This window comes from Streptomyces sp. NPDC047017 (assembly GCF_040644175.1).
GTDB lineage: Bacteria > Actinomycetota > Actinomycetes > Streptomycetales > Streptomycetaceae > Streptomyces.
In genome coordinates, this window is record NZ_JBEYVW010000016.1 from 71,686 (window position 1) to 92,679 (window position 20,994).

18 protein-coding genes are annotated in these 20,994 nt (G+C 73.7%); 5 read left to right on the forward strand and 13 right to left on the reverse strand.

The annotated features are described in order from the left end of the window. Positions 1 to 117: 117 nt before the first annotated feature. Positions 118 to 1,329, forward strand: coding sequence for an MFS transporter (locus ABZ858_RS25540; protein WP_361382967.1), 1,212 nt, complete (start codon positions 118 to 120; stop codon positions 1,327 to 1,329). Here the strand turns inward: ABZ858_RS25540 and ABZ858_RS25545 are convergent. Continuing rightward, on the reverse strand, positions 1,289 to 1,747 hold the full coding sequence (locus ABZ858_RS25545; protein WP_361382970.1) for a thioesterase family protein: 459 nt from the start codon (positions 1,745 to 1,747) through the stop codon (positions 1,289 to 1,291). The genes ABZ858_RS25540 and ABZ858_RS25545 overlap by 41 nt on opposite strands. Before the next feature lie 188 nt (positions 1,748 to 1,935). Between ABZ858_RS25545 and ABZ858_RS25550 the strand changes: the two genes are divergently transcribed. From ABZ858_RS25550 to ABZ858_RS25560, 3 genes are all read left to right on the forward strand, one after another. Then, positions 1,936 to 3,339 carry a solute carrier family 23 protein gene (locus ABZ858_RS25550; protein ID WP_361382972.1) on the forward strand — a complete coding sequence of 468 codons (1,404 nt, stop codon included), beginning with the start codon at positions 1,936 to 1,938 and terminating at the stop codon, positions 3,337 to 3,339. Positions 3,340 to 3,456: 117 nt separating this feature from the next. Continuing rightward, complete coding sequence (locus tag ABZ858_RS25555; RefSeq protein WP_361382975.1) at positions 3,457 to 4,149, forward strand: DUF5995 family protein; 693 nt, start codon at positions 3,457 to 3,459, stop codon at positions 4,147 to 4,149. A gap of 91 nt (positions 4,150 to 4,240) precedes the next feature. Further along, positions 4,241 to 5,170: an LLM class F420-dependent oxidoreductase gene (locus ABZ858_RS25560; protein ID WP_361382978.1), complete on the forward strand. Its 930-nt coding sequence runs from the start codon at positions 4,241 to 4,243 to the stop codon at positions 5,168 to 5,170. Between the two features lie 76 nt (positions 5,171 to 5,246). Here the strand turns inward: ABZ858_RS25560 and ABZ858_RS25565 are convergent, their stop codons facing one another. The 11 genes from ABZ858_RS25565 to fmt all read right to left on the reverse strand — a co-directional run bounded on the left by ABZ858_RS25565 (position 5,247) and on the right by fmt (position 17,386). Beyond that, entirely contained in the window at positions 5,247 to 6,959 is a 1,713-nt protein-coding gene (locus tag ABZ858_RS25565; protein WP_361382982.1) for an NAD(P)/FAD-dependent oxidoreductase, read from the reverse strand. A 61-nt stretch (positions 6,960 to 7,020) separates the two neighbouring features. Next, positions 7,021 to 7,809, reverse strand: a complete 789-nt coding sequence (locus ABZ858_RS25570) for a carbon-nitrogen hydrolase family protein (protein ID WP_361383305.1) — start codon at positions 7,807 to 7,809, stop codon at positions 7,021 to 7,023. 195 nt (positions 7,810 to 8,004) lie between these two features. Continuing rightward, positions 8,005 to 8,457, reverse strand: a complete 453-nt coding sequence (locus ABZ858_RS25575; RefSeq protein ID WP_361382985.1) for an Lrp/AsnC family transcriptional regulator — start codon at positions 8,455 to 8,457, stop codon at positions 8,005 to 8,007. Between the two features lie 28 nt (positions 8,458 to 8,485). Continuing rightward, positions 8,486 to 9,964: an amino acid permease gene (locus tag ABZ858_RS25580; protein ID WP_361382989.1), complete on the reverse strand. Its 1,479-nt coding sequence runs from the start codon at positions 9,962 to 9,964 to the stop codon at positions 8,486 to 8,488. 348 nt (positions 9,965 to 10,312) lie between these two features. Then, on the reverse strand, positions 10,313 to 11,764 hold the full coding sequence (locus ABZ858_RS25585; RefSeq protein ID WP_361382992.1) for a GuaB1 family IMP dehydrogenase-related protein: 1,452 nt from the start codon (positions 11,762 to 11,764) through the stop codon (positions 10,313 to 10,315). A 123-nt stretch (positions 11,765 to 11,887) separates the two neighbouring features. Further along, on the reverse strand, positions 11,888 to 12,250 hold the full coding sequence (locus ABZ858_RS25590) for a barstar family protein (protein ID WP_361382995.1): 363 nt from the start codon (positions 12,248 to 12,250) through the stop codon (positions 11,888 to 11,890). Further along, positions 12,247 to 12,696 (reverse strand): ribonuclease domain-containing protein, encoded by a 450-nt coding sequence (locus ABZ858_RS25595; RefSeq protein WP_361382998.1) that lies wholly within the window; start codon positions 12,694 to 12,696, stop codon positions 12,247 to 12,249. The genes ABZ858_RS25590 and ABZ858_RS25595 overlap by 4 nt, the downstream gene beginning before the upstream one ends. A 69-nt stretch (positions 12,697 to 12,765) precedes the next feature. Further along, entirely contained in the window at positions 12,766 to 13,809 is a 1,044-nt protein-coding gene (locus tag ABZ858_RS25600; protein WP_361383001.1) for a sugar-binding domain-containing protein, read from the reverse strand. A gap of 78 nt (positions 13,810 to 13,887) precedes the next feature. Beyond that, positions 13,888 to 14,574 carry a ribulose-phosphate 3-epimerase gene (gene rpe, locus ABZ858_RS25605; RefSeq protein ID WP_361383004.1) on the reverse strand — a complete coding sequence of 229 codons (687 nt, stop codon included), beginning with the start codon at positions 14,572 to 14,574 and terminating at the stop codon, positions 13,888 to 13,890. 233 nt (positions 14,575 to 14,807) lie between these two features. Beyond that, entirely contained in the window at positions 14,808 to 16,226 is a 1,419-nt protein-coding gene (locus tag ABZ858_RS25610) for a transcription antitermination factor NusB (RefSeq protein WP_361383007.1), read from the reverse strand. 227 nt (positions 16,227 to 16,453) lie between these two features. Then, positions 16,454 to 17,386, reverse strand: a complete 933-nt coding sequence (gene fmt, locus ABZ858_RS25615) for a methionyl-tRNA formyltransferase (RefSeq protein ID WP_361383010.1) — start codon at positions 17,384 to 17,386, stop codon at positions 16,454 to 16,456. 281 nt (positions 17,387 to 17,667) lie between these two features. On the opposite strand from fmt, the gene ABZ858_RS25620 reads away from it, so the two are divergent. Next, on the forward strand, positions 17,668 to 18,258 hold the full coding sequence (locus ABZ858_RS25620) for a hypothetical protein (protein ID WP_361383013.1): 591 nt from the start codon (positions 17,668 to 17,670) through the stop codon (positions 18,256 to 18,258). Between the two features lie 515 nt (positions 18,259 to 18,773). Here the strand turns inward: ABZ858_RS25620 and ABZ858_RS25625 are convergent. Continuing rightward, positions 18,774 to 20,933: a primosomal protein N' gene (locus ABZ858_RS25625; RefSeq protein WP_361383016.1), complete on the reverse strand. Its 2,160-nt coding sequence runs from the start codon at positions 20,931 to 20,933 to the stop codon at positions 18,774 to 18,776. Positions 20,934 to 20,994: the final 61 nt, after the last annotated feature.

Here is a 20,994-nt window from a genome sequence, read left to right on the forward strand (position 1 = left end):
GGCCGCGCCGACGGGACGGCCGTATATCCGCTATCTATCAGGTATCCGCTATCTATCAGGCAGGGTCCCTGATAGTTTACGCCGAAACCTGAGCACGGCCCGGGGAGGGGCAGCGGAATGAGCGCAGTGGGGCACGACCGGGGCGAGGTACGGCGCGCGCGGTACGCCGTGGCGGCCGTCTTCGCGGTGCACGGCGCGGTGACCGGTTCGTTCGCGACCCGGATGCCGTGGATCCAGGACCACGCCTCGGTCGGCGCCGGCCAGCTGGGCCTGGCGCTGGCCTTCCCCGCGCTGGGCGCGTCCCTGGCGATGCCGCTGGCCGGCGGCATCACCCACCGCTTCGGCGCCCGTACCGCGCTGCGCGGCCTGCTCGCCCTGTGGACGCTCTCCCTGGTGCTGCCCGCGCTCGCCCCGAACCTGCTCACCCTGTGCCTGGCCCTGTTCGTCTACGGCGCCTCGGCGGGCATGTCGGACGTCGCGATGAACGCGCTCGGGGTGGAGGTGGAGAACCGGCTCGGCCGCTCGATCATGTCCGGCCTGCACGGCATGTGGAGCGCGGGCGCCCTGACCGGCTCGGCGGCCGGCACGCTCGCCGCGCACCTGGGCGCGGACGCCCGGCTGCACCACGCCCTGGCGGCCGCCGTGCTGACCGTTCTCGGGCTGATCGCCTGCACCTGGGTCCTGGACCTGCAGGCCGCCGAGGACGAGGAGCCGCCGCCGCGGTTCGCACTGCCGCCGCGGTCGGCGCTGCTGATCGGGGCGATCGGGTTCTGCGCGGTCTTCGCGGAGGGCGCCAGCCTGGACTGGTCGGCGGTGTACCTGCGCCACCAGCTGGAGACCTCGGCCGGTCTCGCGGCGGCCTGCACCACGGGCTTCACCCTGACCATGGCCGTCGCCCGGCTGGCGGGCGACAAGGTGGTGGACCGGTTCGGTTCCGTGCGCACGGTCCGGGCGAGCGGCGTGCTGGCCGTCGCCGGCGGCCTGCTGGTGGTGCCGGCCGGGCATCCGGTGGTGGCGATGGCCGGGTTCGCGCTGCTGGGGTTGGGCATCGCGGTCGTCGTGCCGCTGTGCTTCGCCGCGGCCGGGCGCAGCGGCCCGAACCCCAGTCAGGCCATCGCGGGCGTGGCGACCATCACGTACACCTCCGGCCTGGTGGCGCCGGGCGCGATCGGCGGGCTCGCCCAGGCGACGAGTCTGGTGGTCTCGTTCGGCCTGGTCACCGTGCTGGCGTGCGGCCTGGCGGCCTTCGCGGGCGTGCTGCGGGCGGGCGACCGGGGCCGCCCGCAGGTCAGTGGCCGTCCCGCAGCAGTTCCCGGCCCGCGGTCCTGAACTCCTCGCTCCACGGCGCCGGGCGCAGGGTCGCCGCGTCCAGCCGGACCAGGACGCGGGTGCCGTGGGCGTACGTGGTGGCGCCGTCGGCCGAGCAGAACCGGAAGCCGTACGTCAGCCCGGTCGTGCCGAGCCGTTCCAGCCACAGGTGGACGGCGTACTCACCCGGCCGGGTCACCGGCGCCTCATAGGTCACGCGCAGTTCCCTGACGGCGTTGCAGGCGTCCCCGGCCGCCGCCCAGTCGCCCTCGAAGCGGAACCCGTGCCCCTGCCACAGCTCGGACCAGGCGCGCTCGACGAGGAGGGGGTAGCGGGCGTTGTGCAGCAGGCCGAGCGCGTCCAGGTCGTCGAAGTGGACGACGACGGGGATCAGCCGGCCGGACGACAGGGCGGGGGCGGCGGGTGCTTCGGCGGTCACGGCGGTGCTCCTGAAGGTACGGGCTGAACGAGCTGGCGGGACGGTGGTGCACCGCCATACTAAGCGGACGCTCAGCGGCCGTTCGAACAGAGCACGGCCCGGCACCCCCGACAATGGTTTCCGGACAGTCCCAAGAAGTCTTCAGGCAGCGGAAACAGCCTTCAGGCACAGAGAAAGCGGAACCCCACATGGACCTCGGCGTGCGCTGGAAACTGCACGGTGACGGGCGCACGCCCGCACCCGGAGCGGTGGTCCGGCCGGACGAACGGCTCTCCTGGCCCCGCACGGTGGGGCTCGGCGCCCAGCACGTCGTGGCCATGTTCGGGGCCTCCTTCGTGGCCCCCGTGCTGATGGGCCTCGACCCCAACCTCGCGATCATGATGTCGGGCGTCGCGACCGTGCTCTTCCTGCTGGCCACCCGCGGCCGGGTGCCCAGCTACCTGGGCTGCTCGCTGTCGTTCGTGGGCGTCGCCGCGGTCATCCGGGCGCAGGGCGGCACGACCGCGACCGTGACCGGCGCGGTCCTCGTCGTCGGTGCCGTGCTGTTCCTGGTCGGTCTCGCGGTGCAGCGCTTCGGCGCCCGGATCATCCACGCCGCGATGCCCCCGATCGTCACCGGCGCGGTCGTGTTGCTGATCGGCTTCAACCTCGCCCCGGTGACCGCCTCCACCTACTGGCCGCAGGACCAGTGGACGGCCCTCCTGGTGATGCTGTTCACCGGTCTGGCCGTGGTCTGCCTGCGCGGTTTCTGGTCCCGGATCGCGATCTTCCTCGGGCTGGTCTTCGGCTACGGCATCTCCTGGGTCTTCGACCGCGTCTTCGGGAAGATCCACTCCACGGACGGGTCCGGCAGGCTCACCGACCACTGGCGCCTGGACCTCTCCGGCGTCGGCAAGGCCGACTGGATCGGGCTGCCCTCCTTCCACGGCCCGGCCTTCCACTGGTCGGCGGTCCTGGTCGCGCTGCCCGTGGTGATCGCGCTGGTCGCGGAGAACGCCGGACACGTCAAGGCGGTCGGCGAGATGACCGGCGACCCGCTCGACGACAAGCTGGGCACCGCCATCTCCGCGGACGGCGTCGCCTCCATGCTCTCCACGGCCGTGGGCGGCCCGCCCAACACCACGTACTCCGAGAACATCGGCGTGATGGCCGCCACCCGCGTCTACTCGACCGCCGCCTACTGGGCCGCCGCCTGCTTCGCGCTGCTTTTCGGCGTCTGCCCGAAGTTCGGCGCCGTCGTGGCCGCCATCCCCGGCGGTGTGCTCGGCGGCATCACCGTCATCCTGTACGGCATGATCGGCCTGCTCGGCGCGCAGATCTGGATCACCGCCGGGGTGGACCTGCGCAACCCGCTGAATCTGGTGCCGGCCGCCGCGGGCATCATCATCGGCGTCGGCAACGTCAGCCTGAAGTTCACCGACACCTTCTCCCTGAGCGGCATCGCGCTCGGCACGATCGTCGTCATCACCGGCTACCACGCGCTGCGCGCCTTCGCCCCGGTGCACCTCAAGCAGCAGGGGCCCCTGCTGGACGAGGGCACCTCGGCCTACGACGAGCCGGGACAGGGCGGGGCCCGGCGCACCGAGCCGTAGTCACTGCGGGCCCAGTCCCCCCTCCCGGTTCGCGTACACGCGTGCGGGTTCCCCCGTTCCGGGGAAGCGTCCGGCCCGTCGGCACCCAGGCCGGCCCGGGCCTGGGACGCTGCCCCCATGGGGCAATCGGCACAACTCACCCGTCGCCCGGACACCGTGGACGCGGTCGTGACCCGGATGCGGGGCCTGGCCGCCGCACTGCCGGAGCGGGACGGGATCGCGGTCTTCAACCGGGTCTACCTCACCGTCACCGAGGAGGTGGACCGGCGCCTGACGGCCGGGCGGTTCGCGGACCCGAGAGGCGCGAGCGCGCTGGACGTACGGTTCGCCGAGCGGTACCTCGCCGCCGTGGACGCGCCCGAGGCACGGCACGCCCCGGCCTGCTGGCGCCCGCTGCTGCAACTGCGCCGCCATCCCGGCGTCCGGCCGCTCCAGTTCGCGCTGGCGGGCGTCAACGCGCACATCGGCCACGACCTGGCCCTGGCCGTCGTGGACACCTGCCACGCCCTGGAATGCGAACCGGCCGCACTGGAGGGCGACTTCGACCGGGTGGGCGAGCTGCTCGTGGCGCTGGAGGAACGCGTCCGCGAGGACCTGATGCCGGGCCCCGACCTGCTGCAGATCGCCGACCCGCTCACCCATCTGCTCGGCGCCTGGAGTCTGGAGGCGGCCCGGGACGCCGCCTGGTCGGCCGCGCGGGCCCTGTGGGCGCTGCGCGGACTGCCCGGGCTGGCCGGGGAGTTCGCCCAGCGGCTGGACGCGGCGGCCGGCTTCGCCGGACGCATGATGCTCACCCCGCTGCCCGGCTGACACCCGCCCGCGCTCCCCGGAACTCCCGCCCGGTCGCTGTACGTTGCCCAGGAACACCGGCGATCACTGGCGATCACGAAGGAGTACGTCCATGGCGACCCGGCTGGGACTCGGTCTTCCGCAGAATCGGCAGTACGACCTCGGCCGCGACGTGCCCGACGTGGCGCGCGCCGCGGAGGGCATCGGGTACGACAGCCTGTGGGTGTACGAGCGGGCCCTGGTCCCGGAGCCCGCCACCCAGGGCCTGTACGGCATCGAGGGCGTGCCCTGGCCCGACTCCTACCGTCATGTGGCCGACCCGCTGATCACCCTCGCCCTGGCCGCCGCGGTCACCGGGCGGGTGAGCCTGGGCACCAGTGTGCTGGTCGCGCCGCTGCACGTGCCCTTCCAGCTCGCCAAGGCCCTGGCCTCGCTGGACGCCGCCAGCGGCGGACGGGTGATCGCGGGCTTCGGCACCGGCTGGTCGCTGGACGAGTACGCCGCCGCGGGCATCCGGCCGATCAAGGAGCGCGGCCGGGTCCTCGACGAGGTGATCGACGTCTGCCGGGCCGTGTGGGGGCCGGACCCGGTGCGCCACCACGGCCCGACCACCGCGATCGACTCGGCCGTGGTCGGCCCCAAGCCCGCCCGGCCGATCCCGATCCTGCTGGCTGCGGGTTCGCGCCGGGCGCGCGAGCGGCTGGTCGAGCACGCCGACGGCTGGCTGCCGACCAGCCTCGGCATCGACCAGGTCGCCGACCAGTGGCAGGCCCTGCGGGACCTGGCCGCCGAGCGCGGCCGGCAGCAGCCGATCCGGACCGTGCTGCGGGCCAACGCGCGCTACTCGGCCAAGGCCCACGAGGGCAGCGGCCGGCGCCCCTTCCACGGCAGCGCCGACCAGATCGTGGAGGATCTGTCCACCTATGCCGAGCTGGGCATGCGGGAGATCCTGATCGATGTGCAGAGCACCCTGCGGGACGCCGCGGAACTGAAGGACGTGGCCGCCGAGATCCACGAGAAGGCGCGGGCAGCCGGGCTGTGACCGCCCGCGCGGTGGCTCGTTCCCCGGGGACCCGCCGCGCGGTGGCCCGTTCCCCGGGGACCGCCGGCCCGGTGGCTCAGTCCTCGGGGAGTTCGACGGGCGCGATCTCGTCGTAGAGGTCGCCGGGGCCGGGGTTGGTCGCGTCGGTGGACCCGCCGAAGTGGTGCATGACGCCCCAGACCGCGTTCAGCGCGGTCTGCACGGCGCCCTCCGCCCAGCCGGCCGTCCAGGAGATGTCGTCGCCGGCCAGGAAGATGCCCCGCTTGTCCGCGGGCAGCCCCTCCTGCATGAAGTGCGTGAACAGGCGGCGCTGGTAGCGGTAGTGGCCGGGCAGGTTCGCCTTGAACGCGCCCATGAAGTAGGGCTCGTTCTCCCAGGACACCGTCACCGGGTTGCCGATGATGTGCTTCCGGACGTCGACCTTGGGATAGATCTCCGACAGCGACTTCAGCATGACCTCCATCCGCTCGTTCGCGGACAGCGGCAGCCACTTGAGGCTGTCGTCGCACCAGGTGTAGGAGAGGCAGATGACGGCGGGCTTGTCCGGGCCGTCGTCCAGGAGGTAGGTGCCGCGGGTCATCCGGTCGGTGAGCGTCATCGACATGACGTCCCGGCCGGTCGGATTTCCCCTGTCGTCGACGGCCTTGTCCAGCCAGAACGGCCGGTCCACGGGCACGAACAGCTTGCTGGACTCCATGTAGTGGGTGCGCTCGATCGCCGTCCAGTGGTCGATCGGGAACAGCCCGTCGTCGCACTGGATCTTGGACAGCAGCATCCAGGACTGGGCGGTGAAGACCGCCGCCCGGTAGGTGCGGATGTCCCCGTCGGCGTCCGTCACGGTGATCCGGTCGCCGGCGGTGCGGTGCAGCCGGGTCACGGCCGGGCGCGGCTCGCCGCCGGTGTGCAGGGACCGCAGCGAGGTGCCGTAGGGCCAGTGGACGATCTTCTCCGGCTCGCGCTCCCACAGCCGCAGCGGCAGCTGCTGCGAGCCGCCGACGATACCGCGGTGGTGGTCGTCGGCCTCGGTGTAGACGACGCGCAGGATCTCCAGGATGGAGTTCGGGAAGTCGGTGTCCCAGCCGCCGGTGCCGAAGCCGACCTGGCCGAAGATCTCGCGGTGCCGGAAGGACTTGAACGCCTCGGAGTCGCAGAGGAAGCCGTAGAAGGTCTGGTTGTCGAGCTTCTCGACGAGCTTCGCCCAGATCTCCCGGATGCGCGGCACGTCCCGCTCGCGCAGGGCGCGGTTCATGTCCGAGAAGTCGGCGCCCTCCTCCAGGCACCTGCCCCAGGCGTCCGCGACATCCCGGTAGACCTGCGGCAGGTCGTCGATCGTCTCGGCGTAGTGCGACTCGCCCTTGAGGTCGACGACGGTCGACGGGGTGCCCTCGGCCAGCGGGTTCGGGAACGGCCGGGTGACCAGGCCCACCAGATCGATGTAGTGCTGGAGCGCCGTGGAGGACGGCGGGAAGCGCATGGCGCCCATCTCGGCGGTCAGCGACTCGTCGCAGCCCTCGAAGCCGACGGTGCGCAGCCGGCCGCCGATCCGGTCGGCCTCGTAGACGACGGGCTTGAGGCCCATCTTCATCAGCTCGTAGGCGGCCACGATGCCGGACAGCCCGCCGCCGATGACCGCGACCTCGGCGCCGTGCTCGGTCGCCGGGACCTGGCCGAGGCCCGCCGGGTGGGCGAGGAAGTCGTCGTACGCGTACGGGAAGTCCGGGCCGAACATGGTGATCGGCGGCTGCTGCTCGTCTGCGTGCTCGACGGCGTTGGGCACCGTGGACGTCATGGGGTACGGACTCCTTGCGCGGAAGAACGGAGGGGGGAGGCGGAGGGACGCTGGGCCCGGGTCAGGCGAGGGACCCGTACAGGCCCGGGCGGCGGTCCGCCAGGTACGGGTTGGCCTCGCGGGAGGCGGCGAGGAAGGCGGGGTCGACGTCGGCGAGGACCAGTTCCCCGGCGCGTCCGGCGCGGGCGCGGGCGATGCCGTCGGGGCCGGCGAGCACGGAGAGCCCGATGAACTCGAACTCGCCCTCCTGACCGGCCCGGTTGACGTACGCCACGTACAGCTGGTTCTCCCAGGCGCGCACCGGGACCAGGGACTCGGCGACGAACTGGAACGGGTGCATCTGGGCCGTCGGGACGAGCAGCAGGTCGGTGCCGGCCAGGGCGTGGGCGCGCACGTTCTCCGGGAACTCGACGTCGTAGCAGATCATGAGGCCGACGGTCACGCCGTTCAGCTCGGCCTGGACGACGGGCGTCTCGCCGGGGGTGAAGTGGTCGCGTTCGAAGCAGCCGAAGAGGTGGGTCTTGCGGTAGTTGGCCAGCCGCCTGCCGTCGGCGGAGATCAGCTGCGCCGAGTTGAAGACGGCCTCGCCGTCCCGCTCCGGGTAGCCGTAGGCGACCGCGAGGCCGTGCCGGCCGGCCAGGTCGGCGATCGCGTCGGCCGAGTCGCCGTCCGCGGGCTCGGCGAGCCGGCCGATGCCGTCGCCGATCGCGTACCCGGTCAGGAACAGCTCCGGCGCGACCAGCAGGGCGGCGCCCGCGGCGGCGGCGCGGCCCGCGGCCTCGTCGAGGATCTGGAGGTTCTCGGCGACCGAGCCGGGACGGCCGGAGCTCTGGAGCAGGGCGGTGCGCAGCGGCGGCATGGCGGTCCTCGGGAACGTGCGAACGGGGTGGGGGCCGCAGTGAAGGGCCGCATCGACGGTACGTTTGCGCTGGTCGGCGGGACAAGCCGGGACTGTTGCGTCTGTGCGTGCGATCCGTTGCACGGCGGCCGCCGCTCGCGGCGATTCGTTGCGCGCCCGCCGTGGGATCGCGCCCGTGTCCGGTGGTCAGGTGGGCGAGCCCGAGGAGAAGCGGCGCAGCAGCGGGGAGAGGACCAGTACCGACTTGGTGCGCTCCACGAACGGCTCGCCCGCGATGCGTTCCAGGACCCGTTCGAAGTGCCGCATGTCGGCGGCGAAGACCTGGGCGATCGCGTCCGCGTCACCGGTGACGGTGGACGCGGACACGACCTCCTGGTAGCGCTCCAGGCCGCGCTGGATGGTCTCCGGGGAGGTGTTGCGGCGGCAGTGGATCTCGACGTACCCCTCGGTCTGCCAGCCCAGGGCGGCCGGGTCGACGCGGACAGTGAAGCCGGTGATGGCTCCCGTGGCGCGCAGCCGGTCCACGCGCCGCTTGACGGCGGGCGCGGACAGGCCGATCAGCTGCCCGATGTCCGCGTAGGAGCGGCGGGCGTCCTCGGCGAGGGCGTGCACGATGTGTTCGTCGAGATCGTTCAGCACGGGGTGTGGGTCACTTCTTCGGGCTCGGTCAGTTCTCTGCCGCCGCGGGGGCCGGTGCGGCCGCGAGACGGGAACGGCGATGGCCGTACCCGAAGTAGACCACGAGCCCGACGGCCATCCAGATTCCGAAGACCACCCAGGTGACGGCGGACAGGCTGCCCATCAGCCACACGCACAGTACGAAGCCCACCGCGGGCAGCACCGGCGACAGCGGCACCCGGAAGGTGCGGTGCATGGCGGGGCGGGTCCGGCGCAGCACCACGACGGCCACGTTGACCAGGGCGAAGGCGAAGAGCGTGCCGATGCTGGTGGCGTCCGCGAGCTGGCCCAGCGGGATGGCGGCGGCCAGCACACCGCAGAACAGGGAGACGATCAGCGTGTTGACGCGGGGCGCCCCCGACTTCGGGTGCACCCGGGAGAACGCCTTGGGGACGAGGCCGTCGCGGGACATCGCGAACAGGATGCGGGTCTGCCCGTACAGCACGGTCAGCACGACGCTGGCGATGGCGATGACCGCGCAGAAGGCCAGCAGGGTGCCCCAGAAGGTCTGGCCGGTGACCTCGCGCATGATCTGGGCGAGGGCCGCCTCCGAGTCGTTGAACCGCCGCCAGGGCTTGGCGCCCACGGCGACGGCGGCGACCAGCACGTACAGCACGGTCACGATGCCCAGCGACAGCATGATCGCGCGGGGCAGGTCGCGCTGGGCGTTCTTCGCCTCCTCGCCGGCGGTGGAGGCGGCGTCGAAGCCGATGTAGGAGAAGAAGACCGTGGCGCCGGCCGCGCTGACACCGCTCATGCCCAGCGGCATGAAGGGGGAGTAGTTGCCGGAGCGGAAGCCCTGGACGCCGATGGCGCAGAACAGCACCAGCGCGGCGATCTTCACACAGACCATGACGGTGTTGGCGCGCGCGGACTCCTTGGCGCCGCCGAGCAGGAAGGTCATCGCCAGCAGGACGACGATCAGCGCCGGCAGGTTGAACAGGCCGCCGTCACCGGGCGGCGCCGACAGGGCCGCCGGGAGGGTGACGCCGATGGTGCCCTTGAGCAGGTCGTTGAGGTACTGGCCCCAGCCGACGGCCACGGCGGCCACCGACACGCCGTACTCCAGGATCAGACACCAGCCGCACACCCAGGCGATCAGCTCGCCCATCGTTGCGTATGCGTACGAGTACGAGGACCCGGAGACCGGTATGGTGCCGGCCAGCTCGGCGTAGGACAGGGCGGAGAAGAGCGCCGCGAGACCGGCGATCACGAAGGACACGACGACCGCGGGTCCGGCCTTGGGGACGGCCTCGCCGAGGATCACGAAGATGCCGGTGCCCAGGGTGGCACCGATGCTGATCATGGTGAGCTGCCACAGCCCGAGCGAGCGCCGCAGAGTGCCGCCCTCGCCCTGGCCACCCTCCGCGACCAGCCGTTCCACCGGCTTGCGGCGCATGAGGCGGGCACCGAGGGACGGCGGGGCGGTGGTTCTGGGGCTGTGCGGGGGTGCGCCGTGGTCGAGCACGCGTGGCTCCTTGTCGCTACGGGTCGTGAAGCGGCGGGGACCAGCGGGCACCCGTCCTGTGGGAACCCGCCGAGCGGGGTCCCTGCCACGCCGTACAGCGCAGACCCTATGAGGCCGCGCTTCACGAGCGTAATGCAGCAACCTTGCGCGTGCCCGCAAGATCGTTGCGTTCCGGGGGGCCGGGCGGGTGTTCGTTGCGCGGGCGGTATCGACCGTTGCGCACCGGTGGGGCGGGTGTGTCCGGTGTGCCGGGCATGCGCACGGCCCCCGCCGTCCCGTGACCGGGACGGCGGGGGCCGTGGGCAAGGTCACACGGGGCGGGGCGGCCCCGTGCGGAAAGGATTCGGCTCAGCTCCAGCTGGCGTGCAGCGGCTTGCCCTCGGCGTAGCCGGCGGCGCTCTGGACGCCGACGATGGCGTTGGCGGCGAACTCCTCCAGGGAGTTGGCGCCGGCGTAGGTGCAGGAGGAGCGGACACCCGCGATGATCGAGTCGATCAGGTCCTCCACGCCCGGGCGGGTCGGGTCGAGGAACATCCGGGAGGTGGAGATGCCCTCCTCGAACAGGCCCTTGCGGGCGCGGTCGTACGACGACTCCTCCGAGGTGCGGTTGCGCACCGCGCGCGCGGAGGCCATGCCGAACGACTCCTTGTACAGCCGGCCGCTGGCGTCCTGCTGGAGGTCGCCCGGCGACTCGTAGGTGCCGGCGAACCAGGAGCCGATCATCACGTTGGACGCGCCGGCCGCGAGCGCCATCGCCACGTCGCGCGGGTGGCGCACGCCGCCGTCGGCCCACACGTGCTTGCCGTACTTCTTCGCCTCGGCGGCACACTCCAGGACGGCGGAGAACTGCGGCCGGCCGACGCCGGTCATCATGCGGGTGGTGCACATGGCGCCGGGGCCGACACCCACCTTGATGATGTCCGCGCCCGCGTCGATCAGGTCCTTGACGCCCTCGGCGGAGACGATGTTGCCGGCCACGATCGGCACCCGCGGGTCGAGGTCGCGGACCAGCTTGACCGCGCTGATCATAGACTCCTGGTGGCCGTGCGCGGTGTCGATGACGAGGGTGTCCACGCCCGCGTCCAGGAGCTGCTTGGCCTTGCCCGCCACATCGCCGTTGATCCCGACGGCGGCGGCGACACGCAGGCCGCCCTTGGCATCGGTGGCCGGGGTGTAGAGGGTGGCGCGCAGGGCGCCCTTGCGGGTGAGGATGCCGGCCAGGCGGCCGTCCTTGTCCACGGCCGGCGCGTAACGGCGGTTGGCCGCGTCGAGCCGGTTGAACGCCTCGCGCGGGTCGATGTCCGCGTCCAGCAGGACCAGGTCCTTGCTCATGACCACTTCGAGCTGGGTGAAGCGGTCCACCCCGGTCAGGTCCCGGTCGGTGACGACACCGACGGGCCGCTTGTCCTCGTCGACGACCACACCGGCGTTGTGCGCGCGCTTGGGCAGCAGGGCCAGGGCGTCGGCGACGGTCTGGTGCGGGGCCAGCACGATCGGCGTGTCGAGGACGTGGTGGCGGCCCTTGACCCAGGAGATCACCTCGGTGACGACCTCGATCGGGATGTCCTGCGGGATGACCACCAGACCGCCGCGACGGGCCACGGTCTCGGCCATGCGGCGGCCGGCGATCGCGGTCATGTTGGCGACGACGAGCGGAATGGTGGTGCCCGTGCCGTCCGGGGAGCTGAGGTCCACGCCCTGACGCGAGCCGACCGCGCTGCGGCTCGGCACCATGAAGACGTCGTCGTACGTCAGGTCGTACGGGGGCTGGATGTCGTTGAGGAAACGCACGTGCTGCACATCCCAGTCGATCAGAGGTGGCCCCCGGACAGGTCAGCCAGGGGGAAAGAGCACGTACTTCATTCTCCCATGCCATCGGGCCCGGTACCCCCTGGCATAACGTCCAGGCCGTCCGGAGAAGGGCTAGGAGGAAGGTCCAAGAGGTGCGCCGAGGGCGAGGGCGACGGTGAGCGCGGGGGTGCGGCCGGCGGCCTCGGTGAACACCTCGGTGGCGGTGCGCCACTCGTCCGGATTCCGCTCGGCGTAGGCCCGCCAGCCCGTCACGACGACCAGCAGGCCCCGCTCGGCGGCCGCCCCGGGCCAGACGGTCCGGTCCCCCAGGGAATCGGCCAGCGCGTCCCAGTTGCGCCCGAACCAGCCGGGCAGCGCCAGGGCGTGCGCGACGCGGTCCATCAGGGCGGCCTTGCCGGTGACGCCGTCGAGGTCCAGGGTGATCAGGTGGCGGCCGGCCAGGTCTTCGGTGCTCGTCTCTGCGCCTTCGCTCATCGTGTCACCGCTCGGAACGTGTCGTAGTGATCATCGGTGTAGTAGATCTCCCCGTCCCGGCCGGTGACGATGCGCCGGGCCCCGCGGTCGTGCGCGCCCGGGGTCTTCACCGTGTACTCGTGGTAGTAGCCGCGCGATTGCTGGGGCAGCCGTTTCTCGTGGTTGCCGAAGACGACGCCGTCCTGGCTGTACGGGAAGGGGCCGCCTTTGTCGATGAGGGCCAGCGTCCTGCGGGCCTCGGCGGGGAGCCGGGACTCCTGGACGGTGGCCAGGCCACGGGCCCCTGACGGGGTGGACGCGGTAGGGGCTGCTGGGGCCGTCCGATGGGCTGAGGCCGTTCCCTGGGCCGGGGGCTTGCCTGTGGTGGTGGCGCAGCCCGCCGCCAGCAGGACGGTCAGACAGACGACGAGGCCCGCGAGGGCACGGGGGGCGAACCGCAGGAGCATGCAGATGATGCTCCCACGGCCGTCCCCCGTCCCCCAGGACTTCGCACCCGAGTGAATCGGGGGCGCGGGTCAGGAGCCGTCCGGGTCCGCCCGGTTCAGCGCGGGCTTCGGGGCGGGTCCGGCCGTCATCAGGTAGTCGGCGGCCGAGGTGTCCGTGACCAGGCTGGTGACCAGGCCGGAGCGGAGCACGGCGTCGATCGCCGCGGCCTTGCGCTGACCGCCCGCGATCGCGACGACCTCCGGGATACGGCGGAGCTGGTCGGCCTTGACCGTGATGCACCGCTCCCCCAGGTCCCGCCCGATCCGGCGGCCCTCGGCGTCGAAGAGGTGCGCGGCCATCTCGGCGGCCACGCCCAGCGAGGCGTAGTGGGCGCGCTCCTCGTCGCTGAGCATGTCGTGCACCGTGGAGATGCCCGGCTCCCAGGAACCGATGGACACGCAGGCGACGGTGACCTTGTCGAAGTACTCGAAGGCCCGGGCGATCCCGGTCTGGTTGCGCAGCGCCGCCGCGGTGGCCGCGTCCGGCAGCAGCATCGGCGCGTAGATGGGGTGGGCGTCGCCGCCGGACACCTGGGCGGCGCGGCGCACCGCCTCCACCGAGCCGCGCTCGGAGGTCCCCGCGTCGTACACGCCCGTCAGCTGCACCACCGTGCACGGGGGCAGCCGGTCCAGGGCCGCCGCCATGTGGATGGTGGAGCGGCCCCAGGCCATGCCGAGCACGTCGCCCTCGTCGACCAGCTCGCCGAGCAGGTCGGCGGCGACCTCGCCGAGGTTCTCCGGGTCGGGGGTCTCCTCGGCCTCGGCCGGGGACTCGACCACCACGGCGTGCCGGAGGCCGTAGCGGGCGCGGAGCGCGTCGGAGCGCTCGGCGTCCAGCTCGGCCGGCACCCGGATCTCGATGCGGACGAGATCCCGTTCGAGGGCGGTCTCCAGGACCCGGGCCACCTTGAACCGGCTGACGCCGAACTCCTCGGCGATCTGGATCTTGGACTTGCCCTCGAGGTAGAAACGGCGGGCCATGGCCGCCGCCTGCACCATCTCAGCGGGTCCCATCCGTACTGCTGACCGGCCCGCCGACATACCCGACACGGCGATCTCCTCACTTCTGTTCACACTCTGGATTCGCCGTTCATCCTTGCAGATCCGGCGCTGATGATCAGCCCTGATGAGAGCCGTTCACGTACCTGATGCTCAGTGGTCGCACGCCCAGGATGCCCGGGAGGTGGCCGTCCGCGCCTGCTCGCGCAGGGCACGGACCGCCTCGGCGGGGTCCTCGGCGCCGTAGACCGCCGAGCCGGCCACGAAGACGTCGGCGCCGGCGTCCGCGCAGCGCTCGATCGTCGACGCCGACACCCCGCCGTCCACCTGGAGCCACAGCTGCAGGCCGTGCTTGCTGATCAGCTCCCTGGTGCGGCGGATCTTCGGCAGCATGATGTCGAGGAACGCCTGCCCGCCGAAGCCCGGCTCCACCGTCATGATCAGCAGCATGTCCAGCTCGGGGAGCAGGTCCTCGTAGGGCTCGACAGGGGTGGCGGGCTTGAGCGCCATCGACGCCCTGGCGCCCTTGGCGCGGATCTCGCGGGCCAGCCGGACCGGCGCGGCCGCCGCCTCCACGTGGAAGGTGACCGAGGAGGCGCCCGCCTCGACGTACTGCGGGGCCCACCGGTCGGCGTCCTCGATCATCAGGTGGCAGTCCAGCGGGGTGTCCGTCGCCCGCGCCAGGGACTCCACGATCGGCACACCGAGCGTGAGATTGGGGACGAAGTGGTTGTCCATCACGTCGACGTGGAGCCAGTCGGCCCCCTCGACCGCCTTCGCCTCGTCGGCGAGGCGCGCGAAGTCGGCGGACAGGATGCTGGGGTTGATCTGCACGGCCATGCCCCAAGCCTGCCATGCCGTGGCACGGTTGTTCGCCTCGGTACCGGAGGCGGGACGTGACGGGCTCGGTACCGGAGGCGGAGCGTGACGGGTGGGCATGCGCGGCAGCCCTCCCGGAGCCGCCGCCCCCGCCGCCCGCCCAGTCGCTCCAGGAAGCCGGCCACCACGCCCGCCGCGCCGGCCGGCCCGCGAGCCCCTGCCGCGACCGCGGCGGCGCCGGACACCCCCGTCGCTCAGCCCGTACGGCGGATGAGGGCCAGGTACATCGCGTCCGTGCCGTGCAGGTGGGGCCACAGCTGTACGTCGGGGCCGTCGCCGAGGGCGGGGACGCCGGGGAGGAGCGGCCTGGCGTCGATCAGTTCCGCCCCGGGGAACTGCTTGAGCAGGTCGGTGACGACCGCGCGCGTCTCGGCGAGGTGGGGCGAGCAGGTGGCGTAGCCGACGACACCGCCGACGCGCACGGACTCCAGGGCGGTGCGCAGCAGGCCGCGCTGGAGGGGCGCGAAGCCGTCCAGGTCCTCCGGGCGGCGGCGCCAGCGCGCCTCGGGGCGGCGGCGCAGGGCGCCGAGGCCGGTGCACGGCACGTCGACGAGGACGCGGTCGAAGCTACCGGGCCGCCAGGCGGGCCGCGTCCCGTCGGCCGCGATGACCTGGTACGGCCCCGGGTTCCCGGCGAGCGCCTTGGCCACCAGGCCGGCCCGGTGCGGCTGCTTCTCGGAGGCGAGCAGGACCGCGCCGCGTTCGGCGGCGAGCGCGGCCAGCAGGGCCGCCTTGCCGCCGGGGCCCGCGCAGCCGTCCAGCCACATCCGGTCGGGGCCGTCCACCGGCGCGTCGGCCAGGGCGAGGGCGACGAGCTGGCTGCCCTCGTCCTGCACGCCCGCGCGGCCCTCCCGTACGGCGTCCACCGCGCCGGGCTCGCCGCCCTCGGTCAGCCGGACCGCGTACGGCGACCAGCGGCCCGGCAGCGCGGCCTCCTCGCGCAGCAGTTCGTCGGTGGTGGCGCGGCCGGGACGGGCGACCAGGGTCACCTCGGGCCGCTCGTTGTCGGCCTCCAGCAGGTCCTCGATGCCCGCGCGCGGGCCGCCGAGCGAGTCCCACAGGGCGGAGACCACCCAGCGCGGGTGGGAGTGGACGACGGCGAGGTGGTCCTCGGGGTCCTCGTCGTAGGGCGGGGCGACCTTCTCCAGCCAGCCGTCCAGGTCGTTCTGGGCGACCTTGCGCAGGACCGCGTTGACGAACTTGGCCCGCCCGTCGCCGAGCACCACCCGGGCCAGTTCGACGGTGGCGGACACGGCGGCGTGACTCGGGATGCGGGTGCCGAGCAGCTGGTGGGCGCCCAGGCTGAGCACGTCCAGGACGGGCGGGTCCACCTCCCTGAGCGGCCGGTCCACACAGGCGGCGATGATCGCGTCGTACGTCCCCTGGCGGCGCAGCGTGCCGTAGACCAGCTCGGTGGCGAGCGCGGCGTCCCGCCCGTCGAAGTCGCCCTTCTCGCGGGCCTTGCGCAGCAGCGGCGGCAGGACGAGGTTGGCGTAGGCGTCCCGCTCGTCCACGGCGCGCAGCGCGTCGAAGGCGAGGATGCGGACGGGGTCCTTCTGGGGCCGGCGGTAGGGCTTGGCGGGCCGGCGGGGCCGACGGGAGGTGTCGCTCACTGAGAAAGGTGCTCCGGATGTCTGGGGCGCCGCGCACGCGCGCGGGGACGGGCCCGGGCGCGGGTGCGCGTGGCGCGGATGCGCTGTGCCTCCAGCCTACGTCCCGCGCCCGCCCGGCCGGTCAGCCCCCGGGCATCCCGCACCCGCCCACCCGCCTGACCGTCCGCCCACCCGCCTGATCGACCGGCCGGCCGGTCAGCCGGTCAGCCGGTCAGCCGGTCAGCCGGTCAGCCCCCGAGTGTCTCGCCCTCGCCGATGCGCACCCCGCGCGCCCAGTCCGCCGCCCGCATCGGCTTCTTGCCCTGCGCCTGCACCCACAGCAGCTCCACGGCGTACGAACCGGTGCCCGCGTGGACGCTGTTCTTGCCGACGGCGAGCGCGCCCGGGGCCAGCTCGGTGCGCCCGGGCACGGGCGCGGCCTGGATCAGCTTGAGCCGCTCGCCGCGGAACGTGGTCCAGGCGCCGGGCGCCGGGGTGCAGCCGCGCACCACGCGGTCCACGCGCAGGGCGGGGGCGGACCAGTCGATCCTGGCGTCCTCGACGGTGATCTTCGGGGCCAGGGTGACGCCCTCGGCCGGCTGCGGCACGGCCTTCAGGGTGCCGTCCTCGATGCCGTCCATGGTCGCGGCCAGCAGCCCGGCACCGGCGAGGGCGAGCCGGGTGAGCAGGTCGCCGCTGGTGTCGGTGGGCCGGATCTCCTCGGTGACGGTGCCGTAGACCGGGCCGGAGTCGAGGCCCTCCTCGATCAGGAAGGTGGAGGCTCCGGTGATCTCGTCGCCCGCCATGAGGCTGTGCTGCACGGGCGCCGCGCCGCGCCAGGCGGGCAGCAGGGAGAAGTGCAGGTTGACCCAGCCGTACCGGGGGATCTCCAGAGCGGACGGGGGCAGCAGGGCGCCGTAGGCGACGACGGGACAGCAGTCCGGGGCGATCTCCCTGAGCCGCTCCTGGAAGTCGGGGTCGCGCGGCCGGGCGGGCTTGAGCACCTCGATCCCGGCCTCCTCGGCCCGCTCGGCGACCGGGCTCGCGACCAGCCTGCGGCCGCGGCCGGCCGGTGCGTCGGGGCGGGTGACGACGGCCGCGACCTCGTGCCGCCCGGAGGCGAGCAGGGCGTCCAGTGCGGGAACGGCGACCTCGGGGGTACCGGCGAAGACGAGCTTCATGAGCGGGTGCGGGCCTCTCGGTCGGGAGTCGGGCTGGGAGTGCGCGGCCCACAAGTCTATGACCATGAGCGCGGAGCCGCCGAGGCCGAGCGGCGCACCCGCCCGCAGGCGCAACGACGGCGAACGACGCAGCGCGCGCCCACCCGTGGGGGCGTACGCATATGCCCTTACGCCCCCACACCGTGACCAGCGGAGCGAAAACGCGTTGGTCAAGTGAGAGTTGACCAAAAGGGCCGCTCGTACGGCCCGTTCCTTTCAACGCCGGTTCGAGAGGCTTGTTCATGGCCGACCACGCAACCCACGACGCCCAGGCCCGGGCCAGCCTGCACTTGCTGGTGCGGGACATCGAGCGGGTCCGCCGGCAGGTGGACGCACTGCGCACGCTCACCGCCCAGTTGGGCAACGTCTACCGCCCGCGCCGCTCCGGCCCCGCCACGGGCTTCGTCGTCTACGGACGTGCCCCCGCCCCGACGGTCCGCCTCGCGCAGGAACTGCGGGACAGCGTCGAGACCCTGGTCACCGCGGCCGTCGACTTCGACCGCTCGCTCGGCTTCTCGTGGGACGCGGTGGGCTCGGCGCTCGGGGTCACCAAGCAGGCGGTGCACCGCCGTTACGGCGCCCGCCGCGCCACCGCGCAGGGCGCCGCCGAGGCCGAGCGGGCCGCGGAGCCCGCGAGCACCCGCACGGCCGAGGTGGGCCCGGGCATCCCCGTGGTGCCGACCGTCCCCGCGGCCCGTTCCATGCCGACCCAGCCGACGGCGGCCAGCTCGGCCCTGCGCGAGGAACTCAGGCCGGCCCTGCGCGAAGACGTCAGGCCCGCGCTCCGCGACGAGGTCAGGCCCACCGCCTTCCCGGCTCCGCGCAACGGCTGACCCGCCGTCACCGCCGACGCCCCGCAAGGTCAGGGCCCGGCCGCCGAGGGGCGGCGGGCTGCGGGGAAGGCGGTGTCCCGCGGGCCCTCGCCCCGCGAGAACGCGGACGCCCCACGCCCGGCGGACATGCGCGTTCCGCGCACTTTCCGACACCCCGCGCCGGACGACCGGTACGACGATCCCGGCCGTCTCGACCCGCCCCGGCGGACCGAAGGACCAGCGGACCGAAGGACCAGCGGACCAGAGGCCCAGTGAGCCGAAGGACCAACGGGCCGACTCACCGGAGACCCGGCGAACCGAAGGACCGGCAGACCGGAGACCCGGCGAACCGACGGGCCCAAGGACCGACTGCCGGAGACCGGGCGAACCGAAGGACCGGCAGCGGACCGGAACCCCGAGAAACCGCCGCCCCAGCCCCAGCCCCAGCCCCAGCCCCAGCCCCAGCCCCACACTCTCCTCAGCCGGTGTCCGGTGCCGCAAGCCCCTCCCCCTCCTCGGCCGACGTCCGGCGGACCTCAGCCGATGTCGGGCGGATCGATCCGCACCCACACCGCCGCCCCGCCGCTCCCCCGGGCCGAGTGGGCCGTCCGGGCCGCCTGCGCGGCCTTCAGCGCCGCCGCGAGCGCGGCCCCGCTGCCGGGCGGTACGCGGACCAGCGCCCGTTCCCACTGCTCGCCCGGAGGCGGCCCGCCCGGCCGCCGGGGCCGGCCGGCGGGAGTGACCGGCAGCGGCACCGGCCCCAGCACCTCCGCCTCGGCCGGCAGCCGGACCGTACCGAGGAAGTCCGCGACCGCCTCAGCCGGGCCGCTCACGGCCGCCATCCGGGACACCGGCGGAAACCCCAGCTCGGCCCGGTCCGCCAGCTCCCGCACGGCGTGCCCGGCCGGGTCCCAGCGGACCAGCGCCTGCACGGGCCGCAGGGTCGGCTCGGCGACCACGACCACCGTGCCGCCCGCCTCCTGCGGCCGTACCAGCGCGGCGGCCCCGAGCCACCGCCGCAGCGCGTCCTCGCCCGCCCGCAGATCGGGCCGGCCCAGCATGGCCCAGCCGTCCAGGAGCAGGGCCGCGGCGTAACCGCCCTCGGCGACCGGCTCGGCCCCGGGCGTGCTCACCACCAGGGCGGGTGTGTCCGGCACGGTGTCCAGTACGTGTTCGCGTCCCGAGGTGCGCACCGGCACGGCGGGAAAGGCGCGGCCCAGTTCCTCGGCGGTCCGCCGGGCCCCGACCACCTGGGCCCGCAGCCGGAAGGACCCGCACTCCGGGCAGTGCCAGGAGGACTCCTGCCGCCCGCACCACTCGCAGCGCAGCACCCCCGCGTCCTGCCCCTGCAAGGGACCGGCGCAGTGCCGGCAGCGCGCCGGCGCCCGGCACTGGGCGCAGACCATCCGCGGCACGTACCCGCGGCGCGGCACCTGCACCAGTACGGGCCCGTGCCGCAGTCCTTCGCGCGCCGCCTGCCAGGCGAGCGAGGGCAGCCGGGCGGCCCGCGCGGCCTCGTCCCGCGCGAGGTCGCCGTCGCCCACGGTGCGCACCAGCGGGGCCGCCCGCCGCACCTGCTCCCGGACGGCCGTCAGGGGGCGCGCCCAGCCGGTCTCGACGAGCTGGGCGGCCTCCACGGTGCAGTTCCAGCCGCCGACCAGGAAGGCGCACCGGTCCTGTGCGGCGCGCAGCAGCAGCACCTCGCGGGCGTGGGGCTGCGGGGCGTGCTGCTCGCTGTGGCTGTCGTCGCCGTCGTCCCACAGGGCGACCAGGCCGAGATCCTGTACCGGCGCGAACATGGCGGCCCTGGTCCCGACGACGGCCCGCACCGAACCCCTGCGCACCGCGAGCCACTGCCGGTAGCGCTGCTCGGGGCCCGCGTCGGCGGTGAGCAGCGCGTGCCGTCCCTCGCCGAGGAGGGAGGTCAGCGCGGCGTCGACGCGGGCGACGGTCCGGCCGTCGGGTACGACGACGAGCGCGCCGCGTCCCGAGGTGAGGGTCGCGGCGACAGCGCGGGCCAGTTCCTCGCTCCACAGGGGGCCCGGCAGGGCGTTCCACACGGCCCGGGGCGAGCCGCCCGCGGCCAGCGACTCGATGAAGGCGCCCCCGTGCTCGTACCGGGCCCAGGAACCGGCGTCCGGGGCGGGCGGCGGGGGCAGCGGATCGGGCGACGGCCGCTGCTCGGCCCGGGCGCTGCGCGGCGGTACGGCGAGCTGGAGCACGTCGGCCATGCTGCCCGCGTACCGGTCGGCGACGGCCCGGACCAGTGCGAGGAGTTCCTCGCTGAGCACCGGTTCGGGGGACACGACCTGGGCGAGTGCGGCCAGCGGCCCGGAGTAGTCGGACTCGGCCCGCCGCTCGACCAGGAAGCCGTCGACGAGGCCGCCGCCCTCGCGGCGTCCCTCGCGCACCCGGTGCCGGCCCGCTCCGAACCGCACCCGCACCCGCACCCCGGGCTGCGCGTCGGCGTCCAGCTCGGCGGGCACCGCGTAGTCGAAGTACCGGTCGAGGTGGAGCACGCCCTTGTCGACGAGCACCCGGGCGACGGGCAGCTCGGCGGCGAGCGCGGCCCCCCGCCAGGTGCGCGGCTTGGCCCGCGGCTCCTTCGCCTTCCGCACACTCTCCCGAATGAGCGCAAGCTGCTCGGGCGGCGCCCCCTCGGCCCCGCCGTCCCCCGACCCGTTCTCGCTGCTCACGCTCGCATTCTTACCAAACGCCACTGACATCGCCGCCCGCCCGGCCCGCCGGCGCCCGGCA